Origin of the sequence: Autumnicola lenta, from assembly GCF_031846515.1 — a bacterium.
Classification (GTDB): domain Bacteria; phylum Bacteroidota; class Bacteroidia; order Flavobacteriales; family Flavobacteriaceae; genus Autumnicola; species Autumnicola lenta.
On sequence record NZ_JAVRHO010000002.1, the window covers coordinates 139,511 to 156,943 of the forward strand.

At 39.4% G+C, this 17,433-nt stretch carries 21 protein-coding genes; 7 read left to right on the plus strand and 14 right to left on the minus strand.

Annotation, left to right across the window (positions count from 1 at the left end; all coding sequences use genetic code 11):
* Positions 1-157: 157 nt before the first annotated feature.
* Positions 158-775, plus strand: coding sequence for an outer membrane beta-barrel protein (locus RM545_RS01820; RefSeq protein WP_311493566.1), 618 nt, complete (start codon positions 158-160; stop codon positions 773-775).
* A 400-nt stretch (positions 776-1,175) separates the two neighbouring features.
* On the plus strand, positions 1,176-2,435 hold the full coding sequence (metK, locus tag RM545_RS01825) for a methionine adenosyltransferase (protein ID WP_311493567.1): 1,260 nt from the start codon (positions 1,176-1,178) through the stop codon (positions 2,433-2,435).
* A gap of 116 nt (positions 2,436-2,551) precedes the next feature.
* Here the strand turns inward: metK and RM545_RS01830 are convergent, their stop codons facing one another.
* Positions 2,552-3,694 carry a Gfo/Idh/MocA family protein gene (locus RM545_RS01830; RefSeq protein WP_311493568.1) on the minus strand — a complete coding sequence of 381 codons (1,143 nt, stop codon included), beginning with the start codon at positions 3,692-3,694 and terminating at the stop codon, positions 2,552-2,554.
* Positions 3,695-3,731: 37 nt separating this feature from the next.
* Complete coding sequence (locus RM545_RS01835; protein ID WP_311493569.1) at positions 3,732-4,601, minus strand: SDR family oxidoreductase; 870 nt, start codon at positions 4,599-4,601, stop codon at positions 3,732-3,734.
* Positions 4,602-4,913: 312 nt separating this feature from the next.
* On the opposite strand from RM545_RS01835, the gene RM545_RS01840 reads away from it, so the two are divergent.
* The 4 genes from RM545_RS01840 to RM545_RS01855 all read left to right on the plus strand — a co-directional run bounded on the left by RM545_RS01840 (position 4,914) and on the right by RM545_RS01855 (position 9,098).
* A complete protein-coding gene (locus tag RM545_RS01840; RefSeq protein ID WP_311493570.1) occupies positions 4,914-6,278 on the plus strand; it encodes an acyl-CoA dehydrogenase family protein in 1,365 nt (454 codons plus the stop codon).
* A gap of 22 nt (positions 6,279-6,300) precedes the next feature.
* Positions 6,301-7,230, plus strand: a complete 930-nt coding sequence (locus tag RM545_RS01845; RefSeq protein ID WP_311493571.1) for a 2-hydroxyacid dehydrogenase — start codon at positions 6,301-6,303, stop codon at positions 7,228-7,230.
* Positions 7,231-7,240: 10 nt separating this feature from the next.
* A complete protein-coding gene (locus RM545_RS01850; RefSeq protein ID WP_311493572.1) occupies positions 7,241-7,693 on the plus strand; it encodes a universal stress protein in 453 nt (150 codons plus the stop codon).
* Between the two features lie 466 nt (positions 7,694-8,159).
* Entirely contained in the window at positions 8,160-9,098 is a 939-nt protein-coding gene (locus RM545_RS01855) for a pyridoxal-phosphate dependent enzyme (RefSeq protein ID WP_311493573.1), read from the plus strand.
* Here the strand turns inward: RM545_RS01855 and RM545_RS01860 are convergent.
* Entirely contained in the window at positions 9,095-9,607 is a 513-nt protein-coding gene (locus RM545_RS01860) for a DinB family protein (protein WP_311493574.1), read from the minus strand. The two genes, RM545_RS01855 and RM545_RS01860, sit on opposite strands and share 4 nt — an antisense overlap.
* A gap of 336 nt (positions 9,608-9,943) precedes the next feature.
* On the minus strand, positions 9,944-10,255 hold the full coding sequence (locus RM545_RS01865) for a hypothetical protein (RefSeq protein WP_311493575.1): 312 nt from the start codon (positions 10,253-10,255) through the stop codon (positions 9,944-9,946).
* A gap of 410 nt (positions 10,256-10,665) precedes the next feature.
* On the opposite strand from RM545_RS01865, the gene RM545_RS01870 reads away from it, so the two are divergent.
* Positions 10,666-11,085, plus strand: a complete 420-nt coding sequence (locus RM545_RS01870) for a DUF2141 domain-containing protein (RefSeq protein ID WP_311493577.1) — start codon at positions 10,666-10,668, stop codon at positions 11,083-11,085.
* Positions 11,086-11,202: 117 nt separating this feature from the next.
* Here RM545_RS01870 and RM545_RS01875 read toward each other — a convergent pair whose 3' ends face one another.
* The 10 genes from RM545_RS01875 to RM545_RS01915 all read right to left on the minus strand — a co-directional run bounded on the left by RM545_RS01875 (position 11,203) and on the right by RM545_RS01915 (position 17,415).
* Entirely contained in the window at positions 11,203-11,739 is a 537-nt protein-coding gene (locus RM545_RS01875; protein ID WP_311493578.1) for a DUF1697 domain-containing protein, read from the minus strand.
* A gap of 25 nt (positions 11,740-11,764) precedes the next feature.
* Positions 11,765-12,193 (minus strand): DUF1801 domain-containing protein, encoded by a 429-nt coding sequence (locus RM545_RS01880; protein ID WP_311493580.1) that lies wholly within the window; start codon positions 12,191-12,193, stop codon positions 11,765-11,767.
* Between the two features lie 243 nt (positions 12,194-12,436).
* Entirely contained in the window at positions 12,437-12,889 is a 453-nt protein-coding gene (locus RM545_RS01885; protein ID WP_311493581.1) for a DUF1569 domain-containing protein, read from the minus strand.
* A gap of 36 nt (positions 12,890-12,925) precedes the next feature.
* Positions 12,926-13,360 carry a VOC family protein gene (locus RM545_RS01890; protein WP_311493582.1) on the minus strand — a complete coding sequence of 145 codons (435 nt, stop codon included), beginning with the start codon at positions 13,358-13,360 and terminating at the stop codon, positions 12,926-12,928.
* A 26-nt stretch (positions 13,361-13,386) separates the two neighbouring features.
* Positions 13,387-14,349 (minus strand): NAD(P)-dependent alcohol dehydrogenase, encoded by a 963-nt coding sequence (locus RM545_RS01895; RefSeq protein WP_311493584.1) that lies wholly within the window; start codon positions 14,347-14,349, stop codon positions 13,387-13,389.
* A gap of 325 nt (positions 14,350-14,674) precedes the next feature.
* A complete protein-coding gene (locus tag RM545_RS01900; protein WP_311493586.1) occupies positions 14,675-15,124 on the minus strand; it encodes a hypothetical protein in 450 nt (149 codons plus the stop codon).
* 86 nt (positions 15,125-15,210) lie between these two features.
* Positions 15,211-15,402 (minus strand): PLDc N-terminal domain-containing protein, encoded by a 192-nt coding sequence (locus RM545_RS17620; protein WP_432264567.1) that lies wholly within the window; start codon positions 15,400-15,402, stop codon positions 15,211-15,213.
* Between the two features lie 231 nt (positions 15,403-15,633).
* The gene (locus tag RM545_RS01905; RefSeq protein ID WP_311493587.1) at positions 15,634-16,575 is read right to left on the minus strand and encodes a hypothetical protein; all 942 of its coding nucleotides are present in this window, start codon (positions 16,573-16,575) and stop codon (positions 15,634-15,636) included.
* Positions 16,576-16,604: 29 nt separating this feature from the next.
* Entirely contained in the window at positions 16,605-17,213 is a 609-nt protein-coding gene (locus RM545_RS01910; RefSeq protein ID WP_311493588.1) for a hypothetical protein, read from the minus strand.
* A 58-nt stretch (positions 17,214-17,271) separates the two neighbouring features.
* The gene (locus RM545_RS01915) at positions 17,272-17,415 is read right to left on the minus strand and encodes a hypothetical protein (protein ID WP_311493589.1); all 144 of its coding nucleotides are present in this window, start codon (positions 17,413-17,415) and stop codon (positions 17,272-17,274) included.
* Between the last annotated feature and the right edge of the window lie 18 nt (positions 17,416-17,433).

A 17,433-nucleotide genomic window follows, 5' to 3' on the forward strand; every position in this document is an offset into this window, starting at 1 on the left:
ATAGACCGAACGATTCCCACACTCTCTTATTTCGACCGACACCAAAAGCTTTAAGAAAAAATATTAAAGTAATCCCAAGATAGTTATAAAATAATATGCTCCTCTGGTGCTAGCTTTATCTTTACAGCATGAAGTGAATTTTAAAAAACAATACATTATGAAAAAACTATTGACTATCGTTTTATTTTTAACCTTCGGCGTTACTCAGGCACAATTACAGGAAGGAAATTTTATGTTAGGTGCAGATCTGGGAAATGGCCTTGTTAGCCCCGCAAGTAGTGGACTGTTTGGGCTCAATGTCGGTTTAAATGATGGAGCGGGCTGGAATGTTGGTGTTAGCCCCAAAGCTGGTTATATGATGAGCGATAACTTCATGCTTGGAGCTATAGTAAACCTCGGCTTTTCAAAAGCAAACGAGGATGCCTCCGAAGTTTTTGTTTATGGTGTTCAAGCGCTTACCAGGTTTTACGTAAGCCCAAGCGAAGTAAATCTTGAAGGTGATGTTCCTGCCGGACAGTTCTTTTTAGAAACTAATGCTGGTCTTGCAGGAGTGAATCAATCTGGAGACGCCTCAACCAATGGATTTGCATTTGGTTTTGGACCCGGGTATTCTTATTTCCTTACCGACAGTGTTGCACTTGATGCAAGTGTAAAATACAACGGACTCGTTGGTGCCGGAAGCGATAATTATCAAAATTCTTTGGGCATAAATCTAGGTATACAGATTTTCTTGCCACGTTCCAGTGCTGAAGAAGCAATAAACGATTTTGACTAAACAGGTAGAAAATTAATCTTCCTTTAAAATCCCTGTGATATACAATCATGGGGATTTTTTTTTGTAATCTGCGCTAAGGATTGAGCGTTTGTTTAAGCACTTTTACAGCTTTTTAGCTGTGAAAAGCGAGCCGCGAAAGCCTGGCCCTGCTTTTTTAAGCAAAGGGCAGCGCACAATTTATAAAAACAAGTTAAAGGATTTTTCATCTAAACTATTTTTATACATTTGTACCGAATTATTTACAGGGAAAGATTTGACTGATTGCAACCCTAAATATATTACTCTTAAGAGTGATATATAAGCTGAAACAATTTCAGCTGAAAATGCTAAAGCAGTGATACACTCCTATAGCCTTTTGCACGTCATTTTCCTACCTGTTTTTCTTAAAAAAATTGAAAACATGGCGTATTTATTTACTTCTGAAAGTGTATCTGAAGGTCATCCCGATAAAATCGCAGACCAGATTAGCGATACTCTCTTAGATAATTTCCTTGCTTTTGACGAAGAATCCAAAGTTGCATGCGAAACCCTTGTTACAACGGGGCAGATTGTTTTAGCCGGGGAAGTGCGAAGCAATACCTACCTGGATTTACAAAATATTGCCCGTGGTGTTGTTAACGAAATTGGGTATACCAAAGGGGAATATATGTTTAGCGGTGATTCCTGTGGTGTTATCTCGCTTATACATGAACAATCCCAGGATATTTATCAGGGTGTGGATCGCGGTAAAAAAGAGGAACAGGGTGCCGGCGACCAGGGAATGATGTTTGGCTATGCCACTAACGAGACCGAAAATTATATGCCATTGGCGCTTGACATTTCTCACAAAATCCTTATCGAGCTTGCAAAGCTAAGAAGGGAAGGTGAAGAAATTAAATACCTGCGACCAGATTCCAAGAGTCAGGTGACGATAGAATATAGTGACGATAATATTCCGCAACGGATTGTCGCCATTGTAGTTTCTACCCAGCATGATGAGTTTGATGAGGATGATCAAAAAATGCTGGACAAAATTAACAAAGACATTAAGGAAATTCTTATTCCAAGGGTAAAAAAACGTTTACCCGATTATGTTCAGAAACTATTTACAGATGAGATCAAATATCATATTAACCCAACCGGAAAGTTTGTTATTGGTGGGCCACATGGAGATGCCGGATTAACCGGAAGAAAAATTATCGTGGATACCTACGGAGGAAAAGGAGCTCATGGTGGTGGTGCCTTTTCAGGAAAAGACCCGAGTAAAGTGGACCGTTCAGCTGCTTATGCTTCCAGACATATCGCTAAGAATCTTGTTGCTGCAGGACTTTCTGATGAAGTTCTTGTTCAGGTTTCTTATGCTATTGGCGTGGTAGAGCCGACTTCCATTTTTGTAGATACTTATGGGAAATCCAATGTAGATATGACCAACGGTGAAATCGCGAAAAAAGTAGCTGAAATTTTCGACATGAGACCTTCAGCAATAGAAGAACGTTTAAAGTTAAGAAATCCTATTTACAGGGAAACTGCAGCTTATGGACATATGGGAAAAGAGCCCAGGACAATGACTAAAATTTTTGAAAGTCCATACAACGGAAAAGTTACTCGAGAAGTAGAACTTTTCACCTGGGAGAAACTGGACTATGTGGATAAGGTTAAAGAAGCTTTTGGGTTGGAATAATTTTTTTTCAAATCAGAAAACTTTACCGGACAAATATTTAAAAATAAACCCCACAACTTAGTATCTGTGGGGCTTATTTTATTCCAGAACCTTAAACCTTACTTCTGAATTTGGTATTAGTACTGGATCACCACCCTTTCTCCCCCGGCATTTGCAGATTCGTAAATAGCCATTAATATCTTCATATCACGTAATCCCATTTCCCCCGGCACAATTGACTTCTCGCTATTCCTAAAACTTTCTGCCTGGCTGTCCATTTGGTTTACCTGCTCAAAAATATTGGGATAATCCATTTCTCCTTCACTGGTTTCACCTTTCTTACCTTCATACGCATAGGCGGGGCTAACGTTCCACCAGCCATTTTCAGCCTCAGCTGAAAGTTCGTTTTGTTCTTCGGCATAACTGCTGTTGCTTTTTGCCTTAACTCCATCCTCAAATTCCAATTCCCAATTTATGGACTGCTCAACATCGTGGAAAAAGGTTGGTTTTGTCACTTCCCCATATTTTGCAGCTACCGCCACAGGTTTTTCCCCCATGGTATAAACGGCGCCCTGCACGGCATAAATACCTAAATCCATGAGCGACCCTCCTCCGGCCAGTTCTTTGTCCAATCTCCAAAGGTTAGGCTTTTTAGAAGTCATATCACTGCTGTTGTTTGCCGTTATGCTTTTTACTTTTCCAAAGACCTGCTGTTGCCCAAGCTCCATCACTCTTTTGTTGTAGGGTTCAAAATGCAGGCGGTAACCTATCGCAAGCTGCACGCCGTTTTCATTACATGCATCAAGCATTCGCTTTGCGTCTTCTACATTCGTAGCCATCGGTTTTTCGCAAATAACATGTTTTTTTGCTTTGGCTGCCCTTATAACATATTCGGCATGTAAAGCATTGGGCAATACTACATAAACAATATCTATATCATCATTATTGGCGATCTCATCAAAATTTTCGTAGTTATAAACATTTTTATCAGGGATATCGTACTTCTTTTTCCAGTCGTCTATTTTTGAAGGTGTACCGGTAACGATCCCTGCCAGATAGCAATTTTCGGTCTCCTGCAAAGCCGGCGCCAGTTGATTTGTGCTGTAACCTCCTAATCCAACCAGTGCGATCCCTAGTTGTTTACGATTGTTATTGTCTCCTGAAGCTGACGCAGACATAAAGGACATAATGGGGCTACTAAGCACTATTCCACCCACACCTAAGGTAACTCCTTTTATAAAGCGACGACGTTGGGCTGATTGTTCCTTATTCTCTTCCATATCGATCTTTTTTTAATGGGCAGATTTATTTTTCAACTTAAATTGTAGGAGTTCCTCCCGTAATCTGCACGGTAGAACCCGTCATATAACTCGAACCTTTTGAAGCCAGCAACACATAAGCTGCAGCGAGTTCTGCCGGTTGTCCTGCACGTTTTAGCGGAGTATTTTTTCCGAATTGTTTCACTTCTTCCATTGGCATTGTAGAAGGGATAAGCGGCGTCCATATTGGGCCCGGGGCCACACAATTTACCCTAATTCCTTTATCTGCGAGCAGTTGGGCAAGGTTGGCTGTAAAATTCTGGATTGCTCCTTTGGTAGCTGCATAGGCCAGTAAAACCGGTTTGGGCTTATAAGCATTAATAGAAGTAGTATTGACTATCGTGCTACCCGGCTTCATGTGTGGTTCTGCCGCTTTGCACAAGTAAAACATAGAGTAAATATTTGTTTTAAAAGTATAATCCCACTCTTCACTGGAAATATCCTGTAAAGACTCGCGCGCCATCTGGAAGGCGGCATTGTTCACCAAAATATCTATCTGTCCAAATTCCTCTACAGCACGACGCACAATTTTTTCACAATGTTGCTGTTCGCTCACATCACCCGCGACGAGTATGGCCTTTTTTCCGGCCTGTTCTATGTACTTTGCAGTTTCTTCAGCATCTTCTTTTTCCTTGAGATAGGCAATTAGCACATTTGCACCTTCGCGGGCATAAGCTATGGCCACTGCCCTTCCTATACCAGAATCGCCACCGGTAATAATGGCGTTTTTACCTTCCAGTTTTCCGGAACCTTTATAGGAATTTTCCCCGTGGTCTACTTGAGGCTGCATTTCATCTTCGTGACCGGGCACTTCCTGCCTTTGTGAAGAGTAAGGCGGTTTTACGTGTTTTTCTTGTGGATTTTTCATAATTGAATGGTTAATTTTTAAAACAATATGGTCGGCTTCTATTTGAAAAAATTCTGTTTATTTTTCTTCCGAAGAAATTGTAACAGCAGAAATAGATGACCTTCTTAAAATTACCAATATCGGCATGGTACATAAAAGTCTGGTCGCTAAATCTTTCATAAATTTTTAGGATAGTAAAAAATCCTTAGCAAGAAATTCTTCTTCATTTTACAATCCTGATCTGCAAAAATATTTTTGACGTTTTCTTCGGAAAGGTTTAACAACTGCCAAGGTTTAATTTGTCTATTTTTAAAAAGAACCAATACTACCCTTATGTCATTCTTTGGAAAAGTCAGAAACACCATCAACCTTTTAAAGTCGGTCGATCTCGACCAATTACAGCAAATCAACAAGCAAATAGACCTTTCTGAAGCAATGAAAGCATTGGGTACTCTGGATGACAGGCAACTGAAGGGGCTGATGAAAATGTTAAAAACAAAGCAGCAAAAAGGAGAAAAAGAACTCCCTCCTACAGATGCTGACTTTTATAATCTGGACCTTAAATTGACTAAAGAGCAACGTGAACTGCAGATGAAGGTCCGCAACTTTATGGAAAAAGAAGTCCGTCCAATTGCCAATGATCACTGGAACCGTGCCAAATTCCCTTTTGAAATTATAGAAAAATTTAAAGCACTTAATATCGCCGGTGTTCCTTATGAAGGCTACGGATGCCCAAACTTGCCATTTTTGATGGAGGGCATTATCGCGCAGGAAATTGCAAGAGTAGATGTCTCTATTTCTACATTTTTCGGTGTGCATAGCGGACTGGCAATGGGTTCTATCTACCTGTGCGGGAGTGAAGAACAAAAAAAGGAATGGTTGCCGCAAATGCAAAAGCTGGACAAAATTGGTGCTTTTGGTTTAACCGAACCTAATGTAGGTTCCGGAGCTGCCGGAGGACTGGAAACCACGTGTAAATTTGATGGTGAAAACTGGGTAATCAACGGCCAGAAAAAATGGATAGGAAACGCAACTTTTGCAGATGTGATTATTATTTGGGCCAGGGATATCGACAGTAATCAGGTGAAAGGATTTTTGGTCAGAAAAGAAAATCCCGGTTTTAAAGCCGAAAAAATGGAAGATAAAATGGCGCTGAGAATAGTTCAGAATGCGCTTATTACCCTCACCGATTGTAAAGTACCGGAAAGCGACCGCTTACAAAATGCAAACTCCTTTAAGGACACAGCAAAAGTACTTAGAATGACCCGTGCAGGAGTTGCCTGGCAGGCAGTAGGCTGTGCCCGTGGTGCTTATGAAAGTGCTTTGGCATATACTAAAAAGAGGGAACAATTCGGCAGGCCAATTGCATCTTATCAGCTAATTCAGAATCACCTTGTCGAGATGCTTTCAAACCTTACGGCCATGCAAACCCTGGTTTTCAGGCTTAGTGAAATGCAGGATCAGGATATGCTCACAGATGAACATGCATCTCTTGCCAAGGTTTACTGCAGTATGCGCACCCGCGATGTTGTAAGCCGTGCCCGTGAAGTTTTGGGCGGTAACGGAATACTGCTGGAACATGATGTAGCGCGCTTTGTGGCCGATGCGGAAGCTATTTACAGCTATGAAGGAACTAAAGAAATAAACTCTCTCATTGTAGGAAGAGCTATTACCGGCTTTAGTGCATTTGTGAGTTAAACACTAAAATAAAAAAAGAAAAATGTCATTTTTAATTGTAAGTCCGGGCAGAGACCCGAAACCCTGGTTGGAAGCTTTAAAAAACCAACATCCGGGATTAAATATTTATGTATACCCAGAAGATCACGACAAAGAAGAAGTGGAATTCGCACTCGCTTGGAACCATCCACGCGGCTTATTTAAAAACTATCCAAATTTAAAAGTAGTAGCCTCTATGGGTGCTGGAGTGGACCACATTACCAGCGACAGGGAACTACCTGAAAATATAAAAATCACACGAGTAGTAGACCAGCAGCTTACAACAGATATGAGTGATTTCGTGCTGGCCCAGGTTATGGACCACGTGAGACGGCTTTCTTATTATAAAGCTCAGCAGGTAGAAAAAAGCTGGAACAGGAAACCTTATAAAAGACCCAAAAATACTACCGTAGGTATTATGGGGATTGGCGTTTTAGGATCTGCTGTAGGTGAAAAACTGGCGAAGAATGGTTTTAATGTTCTTGGATGGGCAAAAAGCTCTAAAGACAAGAAAGACATTAATACGTATTGCGGAAAAGAAGGACTGGAAGAATTTCTTCCGCAGGTAGAAATCCTTGTCTGTCTACTGCCGCTTACTTCCAAAACAGAAAACATCCTTAACAGGGATTTATTTGATCAACTGCCTGAAGGAGCTTACGTGATTAACGTGGCCAGGGGAGAACATCTTGTAGAACAGGATTTACTCAGGATGATTGGCAGCGGACACTTGTCTGGAGCTGCACTGGACGTATTTAGGGAAGAACCTTTACCCGAAGACCATCCTTTCTGGACCGAACCTAAAATTCATATCACTCCGCATATCGCCAGTGTCACTAAAGCTTCCTCTGTTGTCCCGCAGATTATTGAAAATTATGAACGTCTTCAGGACGATGAGCCGCTGAAAAACGTGGTAGAAAGAGATAAAGGTTATTAAACTGAATAAAATGGTAGGGATAAACAACATTCTTGTTGCAGTAGATTTTGATGAATCAGTAGGCAAATTGCTCAATTATACTGAAAGCCTTGCGGAAAAATATGATGCCAAAATCTGGCTCCTCCACGTTGCAGATCCGGAGCCGGATTTTATAGGTTACGAGCCAGGCCCGCAGTATATCAGAGATTTAAAGGCTGAAGAATATCGTGATGAACACCGAAAGTTACAGGCCTTGTGCGACAGGTTTTTAAGTAAAAATCTTCATGCTGAAGCGCTTCTCATCCAGGGTTCGACGGTAGAAATGATCCTGAAAGAAGCTGAAGAGTTGCAGGCTGACCTTATGATCGTAAACACTCATAAACATGGCTTTTTCTTCAACCTCTTTTCTGAAAGTGTGTCTTTAGAATTATTTAAAAAATCAAATATTCCTCTGCTTACCATTCCGGTAGACGGAGTTGAGTAAGTTCTGATAGCAATAGTTCTTAAATAATGACAATTTTTGATCCTGTAGTTCGCCGCGAATACACGAATAACTTCGGAATTATGTAAACCACTGAATTGATATAAAACAGACCTCACAGTTTTAAAAACACAGTATCTGTGAGGTCTTATTCTGAAGTCATGACGATTCTTTCTTGAAGGTTTATTTATTACGAATGATCAAAATTTCCTTTGATTTTATTCCACCAGACCGAACGAAACTTTCAAAAAATTCGTGAATTAGTGGCCCCTTTTTCCCATTCAAAAAGGTTGCTTCAACATGGCAATTTTCGCCCTAAATTTTCTCACCGCAACTACACTAATAATATATATTTTCGTTTATTCAACTTGCCAGCTGCTGTGATCTTTAAATATTAGTGGATTAGTGGCTGCTTTTTCGCTGCATTTATGATCTGAAAATTTTAATTTTACATAAAAACAATTCAGCTATGCATTCTAAAGAGGAACTGGAAGAAGTTCACCAACGTATTCTCCCTTACATCCATAAAACCCCGGTTTTACACTCGTCACTTGTCAATGAAATCTCGGGAACCGACTTGTTTTTTAAGTGCGAAAATTTTCAGCGGATGGGTGCTTTTAAAATGCGGGGTGCTACGAACGCCATTCTTCAACTTCCTAAAGAACAACAGCAAAAAGGTGTGGTTACCCATTCTTCAGGAAATTTTGCACAGGCGCTTTCTCTTGCCGCTAAAAGTATTGGTATTCCTGCTTATATCGTAATGCCTTCCTCTGCCCCGCAGGTGAAGAAAAATGCGGTGAAAACTTACGGAGGAATAATTACGGAATGCCCTCCATCGCTGAAAGATCGCGAAGAAAACGCACAACGTATTATGCAGGAAACAGGTGCCAGTTTTTTGCATCCTTCAAATGACACCAATGTGATCCTGGGACAGGGTACTGCGGCAATAGAACTTTTACAGGAATATCCTGATCTCGAAGTTATTGTGACGCCGGTTGGCGGCGGCGGACTCGTTGCCGGAACTGCTCTTGCAGCCCATTTCTTCGGAAAAAACTGCAAAACCATTGGAGCTGAACCTTTTGAAGCAGATGATGCTTACCGTTCGCTGCAAAGCGGAAAAATTGAAACTAATAAAACTACAAATACCATTGGCGACGGACTTAAAACTCAGCTTGGAGACAAGAATTTCCCAATAATTCAGCAGTATGTTTCTGAAATTATACGTGTGGAAGAGAATGAGATTATCGAAGCGCTGAGAATTATTTGGGAGCGCATGAAGATTGTGGTAGAACCATCCAGTGCCACAGCCCTGGCCGCAGTGTTACGTGAAAAAGAAAAATTCCGAAATAAGAAAGTGGGGATCATCATTTCCGGTGGAAATGTGGACTTAAGTCAGTTACTGTTTTAGCCAGTTTTCAGTACGCTGATTGTTACCAGCATTTGCCCAACATGCCGCTGACTATGTTCTGCGGCGTGAAAATATAACCCCAGCACAGTAGATGGCAATTTCTTTCTGCCTACCGTCCGTTTTTCGGGTAAAATTGTTTCAGGAGTTGCTTTAAGAACTTCTAAAGCTTCGTCTACCTTGTTAGCAAAGTCAGTAGTCAAATTTGCCAAATTTCGATTTTCATTCGGCTCGCCTTCGCTGCCTAGAAATTCAAATTGATCTTCAGAAAGCAATTTACCTTCAGCATAAGTAAGCATCCGGTCCAGGACTCCGGTGATATGCTGCAAATGAAATCCAACAGAAGCACGACCGGCAGGTTTCTCCCATAGCAGATCTTCAGAAAAATCTTCAGTATATTTAAAAACCTCTTCTTTAGACTGCAACAGGGCGTGAGCCGCAGGTTGTAACAAGGCAGGAATACCTGGAACAGGACCACGGAGCCAGACTTCAGGTTTTTTAGATGCATCCATAAAATTTCAGTTTTTGCCCTAAGCAGCGCGTACTACAAACTTAAGTGGTTTAGCAGGAAACATTCTATAAAACAAAAAATCATTTTTTATTCTGTTGGTGAAATTTATCTGCCGCCCACTTTGCTGGATTATTCTTTATGTATTCAGAAATGGTATCAAATGCGCGTTCATCCCGAATTATGATATCATGAAATCGTGTTTGCCAGGCAAAATTTGGATTAATCTTCCGCGCGTGGATCGTGCAAATGCGTTTATATTGATTGATGATCACGCCAAGGGTGCCGGGTTTCCATTGTTCATTTTTTCCGCCGGATTTATGTTTTTTGGAAGAAGGATTTATGTTTTTTGGAAGAAGGATTTATGTTTTTTGGAAGAAGGATTTATCGCGCCGTTGCCGCGATTTTCCGGATTTGCGCGTTCCGGATTTACGCTAGAGACGCCCAAGTTGGGCGTCTGTACATTATCGGGGGAATATGGGGCGGCGGGATTATTTAATTCGCCGGCATCATTGGATTTCCCGAAGGAATGAGGTGGGTTATTAATAATTATAATTCCGTGGATGTGGTTGGGCATGGCAATGAATTCTCCGAGTTGGATAAAAGGGAAATGGTTGGGGATTTCGTTCCAGAATTGGTGTGATTGTTCCAATTTCCGATAATTGCATTTTTGCATCGGAGATTTTTCCGAAGAAATTCTGGCGATTATGAGTGCATATGGTTACGAAATATGCAGCATTCCATGAATAATCCCAGGTTTGTAATCGCGCAGATGGGATTCGGTATTTGTTTCGGAATTTATCGGCCATTATTTCAAAAGGAGCTTAATATATGATGAAAATTCTGTGTTATCCCCGGTTACAAGTGTTGGCTGAAATTTGCCAATTTTCGGCTTTCTCTTTTCCTAACCTCATTTCTTCAGCAGGAATAATTCAGCTCCCGAATGTTTTTATTTCGGGTTTAAAGGTTGATCTGAAGCTGTAATTTCTCTGTTGCAATAGTTTGACACCAAAAATGGAACTATTGTTGTAACTTCATTTTTTAAATCTCATTTTTAAAGTTATGAATAAAATAATCCCGGCGCTTACTTTTTTCCTCTTCGGAACGGTTTTTCTAAACGCGCAAAATACCATCGAAGTAGAAATCAGGAATTTCGAATCTGACCAGGGGTCTGTTATCGTTGCCCTTCATAACACTGAGGTATCTTTTCTAAAAGAAGCATTTTTAAGTGAAGAATCAGAAATTAAAGATGATAAAGTAGTGTTACAATTTAGTGATGTTCCCGACGGAATGTATGCGATTTCCCTATTTCATGATGAAGATGGAAATGGGGAGATGAACACCAATCTTATAGGAATGCCAAAGGAAAATTATGGTGTCTCCAATAACGCACCGGCAAATTTTGGCCCTCCAAAATGGAAAGATGCAAAATTTGAAGTTAAGAACGGAGAAATGGTAAGACAGGAGATCGCCTTGAGATAGGACGGATCTTCTGTTTGTCGTCATTCCATATTAATTCCCCGGAAGCATTTTTAGTGTATTTTAATTCCTGAAAAGTAACATCCTAGATATTCCGCTATTATTAATTTTTAGTTTTTCTCAGCCTTTACACAATTCTACCAGCTTTAAAACTGTTTTCCAGTTCCTGGTGGTCGCCCCGGTTTTCAGTTTCTTTTCAAAAAAATTATTGGTCAATTTAGACTGGTGGTATTTGCCTTCGCAGTATATAAAAACCTCTTTATCCTGAATTTTAAACTTATCAGGTTTATAGTCGTAAGCCTCTGCGTGCTGATTATTTTCTTCCGCAGGTTCTTCTTTTAAGAAAGTGAGGTGCAATTTATTAATGTCTGCAGTTAGATTGTAGAACGGATTTTGCTCCACTAATTCCTGAAGCTCTTCTGAATTCATTACTATCACCGGCACTTCAAATCCGAATTTTTCCTTAATTGCAGTTTCCAGTTTGTTTTCCAGGGCTGAATTTTGGCCTGCAGAATTGAAAATTATGTTCCCGCTCTGGATATAAGTTTTAACATTGTCCATTCTTAACTCCCCGCACAAATTTCTTAGATCTGCCATGAGTATCTTCCGCTTCCCTCCTACGTTTATTCCTCTTAAAATTGCAATTTTACTTTCCATTCAGTTTATTGTTATTCGAAGAGATTTAAAAATTTCGCTGAATCCCCAAGGTTTCCAGCTCTTTTACATTGTGGTAAGTTAAAGATGCTTTTATACATTCTTTCAGTTCGTGGACGGGAATTTTCTGATCTAAATGAAATACAATTGCCCTGCTTCCTTCATACCGGAATTTTTGATCAAATATCATTCTGAAAGAATCTACCAACCGACTTGTACATTGGAAATAAACAGCGTACTGATTTGGTGTTTTTTCTTTCCAGTCTATCCGGAAAGTACTGCCGTATTTAGTCACAAAAGCAGGCTCACCCCATTTTAATGTCTCTTCCAGTTCAGTAACACCTTTGGTTTCTTCTGCAGTTTCAATGATTAATGACCTTAGAAATTGCAATTTCTCCCGAACACTATCAGGATAATTGGCAAATTTCTCATTGACTTTCGGACTTGTTTTCAGCATTAACTTTCCCATATTAGATTGCTTCCGATAATTATAAAATTCAGCACCCGAATCACTATTCCTGAAGCGATTCTGAACAAAAGTCTTTAAAAATAGGTTAAATTATTATCAGTAACCATTTCAACGGATGCTTTACGGAAGATTATATTTTATATACATGTAAAAGCCGAAGTATCTTCTGAAAGCTAAGATTAAAGTCGATGCCTAAATTTGTCAATTATTGACCTTCTTGCATGGATTCATTTAAACTCGGAACTGTCTTAAATGATGGTCGGTGTGTTTATACACCAACTGCCCAATCTGCTCCTTTGTCATTCTTCCGAAGAAATCGTGAATAAAATCCGGATTGTTATAACTGTCGTATTCTCTAATCAGCAAAATCCATTCAGCTTTTTCAGGTTCCAGGTCGCCCTTTGTTTCTTTCACCTGGAATTGTGGAGAAGTCGGAATATTTCTCGCCAGAGGCTTTTCGTCCCTGATCATTCTTTTCAATGCGATTTTTCCGAAGATTTTACCGGAAATGGCCTGTTTATAAACCGGCTTATATTTACCCAAAATCCAGCCGTTCCAATAAGTGTTATGCCTTAGCATTTGGTAAACGTTCATCTTTCCCCATTCCGCCGTACTGGCCTTATTGACTTCCCCCACTCTCTTGACCAATTCTGCTCTTACTTGGTCGTCAAAAACTGTTTTCATTGTTCAGGAGTTATTACTAATGCAGGTGAAATTGGTCTATTTTTCATTAGAACTAAAACTAATTTTCCAGCTAATTCCGAATTTATCTTTACATAGACCATAGTAAGAACCCCAAAACTGATTGGTAATAGCGACAATGACCTTCCCTTCTTCAGACAAAGCAGTAAAAAGCCGGTCGGCTTCAATTTTATCAACCGCATTCACATATAGAGAAAAGGCAGTATGTGAATGAGTTGAATCTTTTTCGGGATCAACAACATCAGCCCCCATTAATAATGTTTCTTTACTAATGGGTAAGGCAATATGCATAATTTGCTCATCAGTAGCATGTGGAATATTCTGCCTGGCTGTTTCTGAAAGCTCTCTGTAACGCCCTATAAACTTATAGTCTCCACCAAAAACAGATTTATAAAAATTAAATGCTTTTTCGCAATTTCCGTTGAAGTGGAGGTATACATTTATGGTTGCCATAATCTGTTGAATATAATTTTTAGGAATTAAAAGCTGTCATTGCTCTCCCAAACCATTGCTACTTTTCCTTTGGTATGCATTTCCTCAATGTAGCTTACGGCTTCCGGAATTTCTTTGTACGAGTAGATTTTTTCTATATGAACTTTGATTTTCCCATCACGAATCATAGTTGCCAATGTCTCTAAATCTTTTGTATTTGCTTCAGCTGTAAACTGGACCAAAGGGAATTTTTTAAGCTTACTTTTTACAATTACGGACATCATATGTCCCACCGTGGTGAAACCTATCATAACGCCCTGTTGTCCCATTCGTTTAAAATCGGCAAAGGAGAGATTACCATGGGCATCAAGAACGAGGTCATAGTGCCCGTCGTGTTGATGAATATTTTCTTCGTCATAGGCGATTACCTGATCTGCACCTAACTTCTTAACAAAATCAACTTTTTTAGCTGAACAGACACCGGTTACTTTAGCGCCAAAGGCTTTTGCAATTTGAACAGCAAAATGACCAACACCTCCCGAAGCACCATTAATTATAACAGATTCTCCTTCTTTAATTTTCCCGTGAGTAATAAGCGCCTGCAGGGCCGTCAATCCAGCCACAGGAACACCGGCCATTTCCGGGAAATCTGATCTTTCAGGCATGATACCACATACCTTTGACGGCACACAAATATATTCAGCAAAAGCCCCGCCTTGAATTATCTCTCCAAAAACCCGGTCTCCTTTTTTATAACGCTCTACATCTTTTCCTACCTCTTCTACAATACCGGAAAAATCAATCCCCGGAATTTTATCTTTAGGCTTAAACAGACCAAAAGCGAAACGTGCAAGAAAAGGCTTTCCCCGAATAATATGCCAGTCAGCGGGATTGGCCGAATTCGCCATTATTTTTACGAGAAGGTGACCGTCTTTTACAGATGGTTTTTCCACTTCTTCCAATTGAAGAATTTCCGGACCGCCATATGTTGATTTTGTAAAAGCTTTCATTGATTTTTAATTATTTCCTTGTAAATACTCAGCTCATTCTTGTAGAACCGCCAACAAAGCCAATACTATTCGCTTTTCAGCACAGGTACTTCATTCGAAATTCAACAAGACCAAAGGGGACATGATAAATATAGAATATTTCACTGTAAGTCAGAATATTACAGTAAAATTTTATTGATCTCTTATAAGGAAATAACCAACACTCCTGGGGATCTAATTGCTGGAATAAAGCCGACCTTAAAATTTGGCAATTATCGACCTTCTTTTTTGTGGAAACCTGAACTGAAAAACTTTCCGCAGCGGAAGCTTCCTGAACCGGAAAATTTTATTCTGTTATAGCCAGGTTTACTGTAATAAATTCATTTTCTCCTGACTTGAATTTAAGTTCGTATTCTCCGGGTTCGGAGGGAGTGAAAGTATAGACTGCAGTTATTTCTGAATAAATTTCCGGACAGATGCAACCTTCATATCTTGCCTGAACCTCGATAGTTTTGGAATCTTCAGTACCACTTTCAATAAATTTTTGAAACTTTCCGCAGCCATCATTGACGAAAAAGGTTACTTCAATTTCTACCGGCTGGTTAATTTTTCCCGTTTCAGGAGCATTTACTTGAGAAACAAATTCCGTTCTATGGCCAATGCATTCCCGGGAATCATCGTCATCGCAGGAAACGAAGGTAATAAGGAAGACGAAAAGTAATACAGGAAGAATTTTATGCCTCAGAGCATCGTGGTAATCGCGCAGAAACTTTGAATGTTGAATTAATTTCAGCATTGGATTTTTTTTATTCCAGGTTATCGAACTTATAGCGACGCTCCCAGGGTTAAGATGCAGCAAGCAGTAAAAGGTTGCGTCGGAAATCAAAGTTTGCCAGTAGTCAGGTAAAGAATAGGCCCAAAAAAAGGAAAAAATATTGAAATAATTTTATACACCAGTTTTTCTATATTATCTGCTTCAGATTTAATTATTCTTCTTAGGGCAATCCATAGTAGAATAATATGGGCGGGGATTAAGAAAGGAACAATGAGGGACAGAAAATGAAATGTATACATATAAAATTGACTACCTAAGGGCGCACTGTTTTGATAGATCACATCATGTTGATAAACTCTGATTCTGAAATTTCTGTGTAATCCTTGCCACAGGACAAGAGTAAAACTGAAAGTAAAGCTGATAAGATAATTATTATTGTTCTTTGCATGATCCTGATTTTTTATAAGATGACAAAAGTGATGGTAATACCTCTGCCTAAATCATTTTGGAAAATTATCAATAGTAAATCCTCACTTACGATCTGTTTGCCTTATCCCGACTATTTCGTTTTTACAATCAAACATAATTTCAATCATTTTATCTGGAGCAGATGAACTCTCGTCTTTATACCTCAATTCGAATACTGCAAATTCTTTTCCAGCCATTTCGAGGTGATGTGCCCTGGTCATCATAGATTCAATTTTAAAATCTACCTTATCGATTAGTGTGCTTAAGTGCTCATCGGTTAAAATATTATTAATTGAATCTGAAAAAAACTCCCTCGATCTGGTAATATCTTTATTATTCAGACTTTGCAGAAAGTCAAGCGATAAAGAAATCAAGTGACCAAAACTGGTTTTCGTTGTCTCTATTTTACTGCTCCTTATGGACAGATGTATTTCCTGATTCTGCTTAGATGTGTCTCCACTCCGGGGCTTATAAAGACGGGTCATTAACTCAATTTCTGTGCTATCATTCGGGTACCATTTTTCTATCTTTTGCAAAATGCTGTTGGGATGTACCCATTTTGGATTAGAAAACTCTTCTTCTACCTCTTCTATTGGTTCTCCGTAAATTTGGATTATATTATTTTTCAGGTTATGAAATTTTTCTACCATAGCTCTTCGAACAGCTTCTTTTTTTGAAGAATGCATCCCGACCCTTCCGGGATAACCTTCATCCCATTCATAATGCACACTCATCATTGTAGAGTCTTTTGCTTTAAAATGATATCGTGAGTACAGGTTTGGAATTATCTTTTCTTCCCGAATAAACTCGATTGGTCTTGCCTGCCCGTTAAACAATACGGAATTTGAAGCTACCGGTATTCTGTAACTATCCAGGTTCTTTTCTATTTGGAGGTATTGCTCCAGGGAGGTTTTGTGGATATTCAGTCCTATTTCCTGTCCGAAGAGGATATGTCCAAAAAGTAAGAATCCGAATGCAAGTTTATATTTTATTGGTTTCTTCATGCCGGGGGTAATTGTGATGGTAAATTTTCTTATTCTTCCTGGTATTTGCCGTATTTACGGATAAGCTTTTTGATGGTCTTTAGTGCTAATATCCTGCCGGGAGTGGTATAATCAAAATTTTCAAGAAACCCGTCGTCTTCAGGGGTTTTTGTCTCATCAACTATTCCGGATGCGGTGGATTCTGATATCAGTTCGAGGGTATTTAAATTGAAAATCTGAATCGTAGTAGAGGCTTCATTATACTTTGTAACAGTCCCAAAATTGCTGCTATGTGCAAAACTTCCCATCTCATCCCTAATAACCTTTGAATCTATATTGATGAGGAAGTCACAGCCTGTAAATTCTTTTATCTCTTTAAGTTCCTTTTTAATGGGATCTAAAGGCAGTTGCTCACTGATAAGCTTTGTCTTTCTCAGCTCCACTAATTCCAGTAAGGAGTCCCCTAAGATTTCTTCAAATTCATTTTTAGCAATGGAATAAGCATCATTGTCCTCATAATTAGTATAAGGTTTATTCAGTATCCATTTTCCAGTACTGAAGTTTAATTTCTTCCCCCGGTCAAAGTTGTAATTATATTTTGCGCCCCCGCAGCCTGTAAGAATTAGTACTAACAGCAGTAGTAAAAGTTTGTTTATCAAATAAATAAAATTTTAGGTGGATTTTTCTTTTGAAAAAACCATGAATAAAACCAATTTCCTACATCGGTGTCCAAATATCTGGTTCAGGCGCACTACCGGTTAAATTTTCCAGGATCATAAATATAAATTCATTTTCTTCCATCCCGCTACTTTCAATCATTTTCTTAAAAGCGACATCTGTCCCGGACATAACTGAGGTCACGTCAATTTTCCACTTATC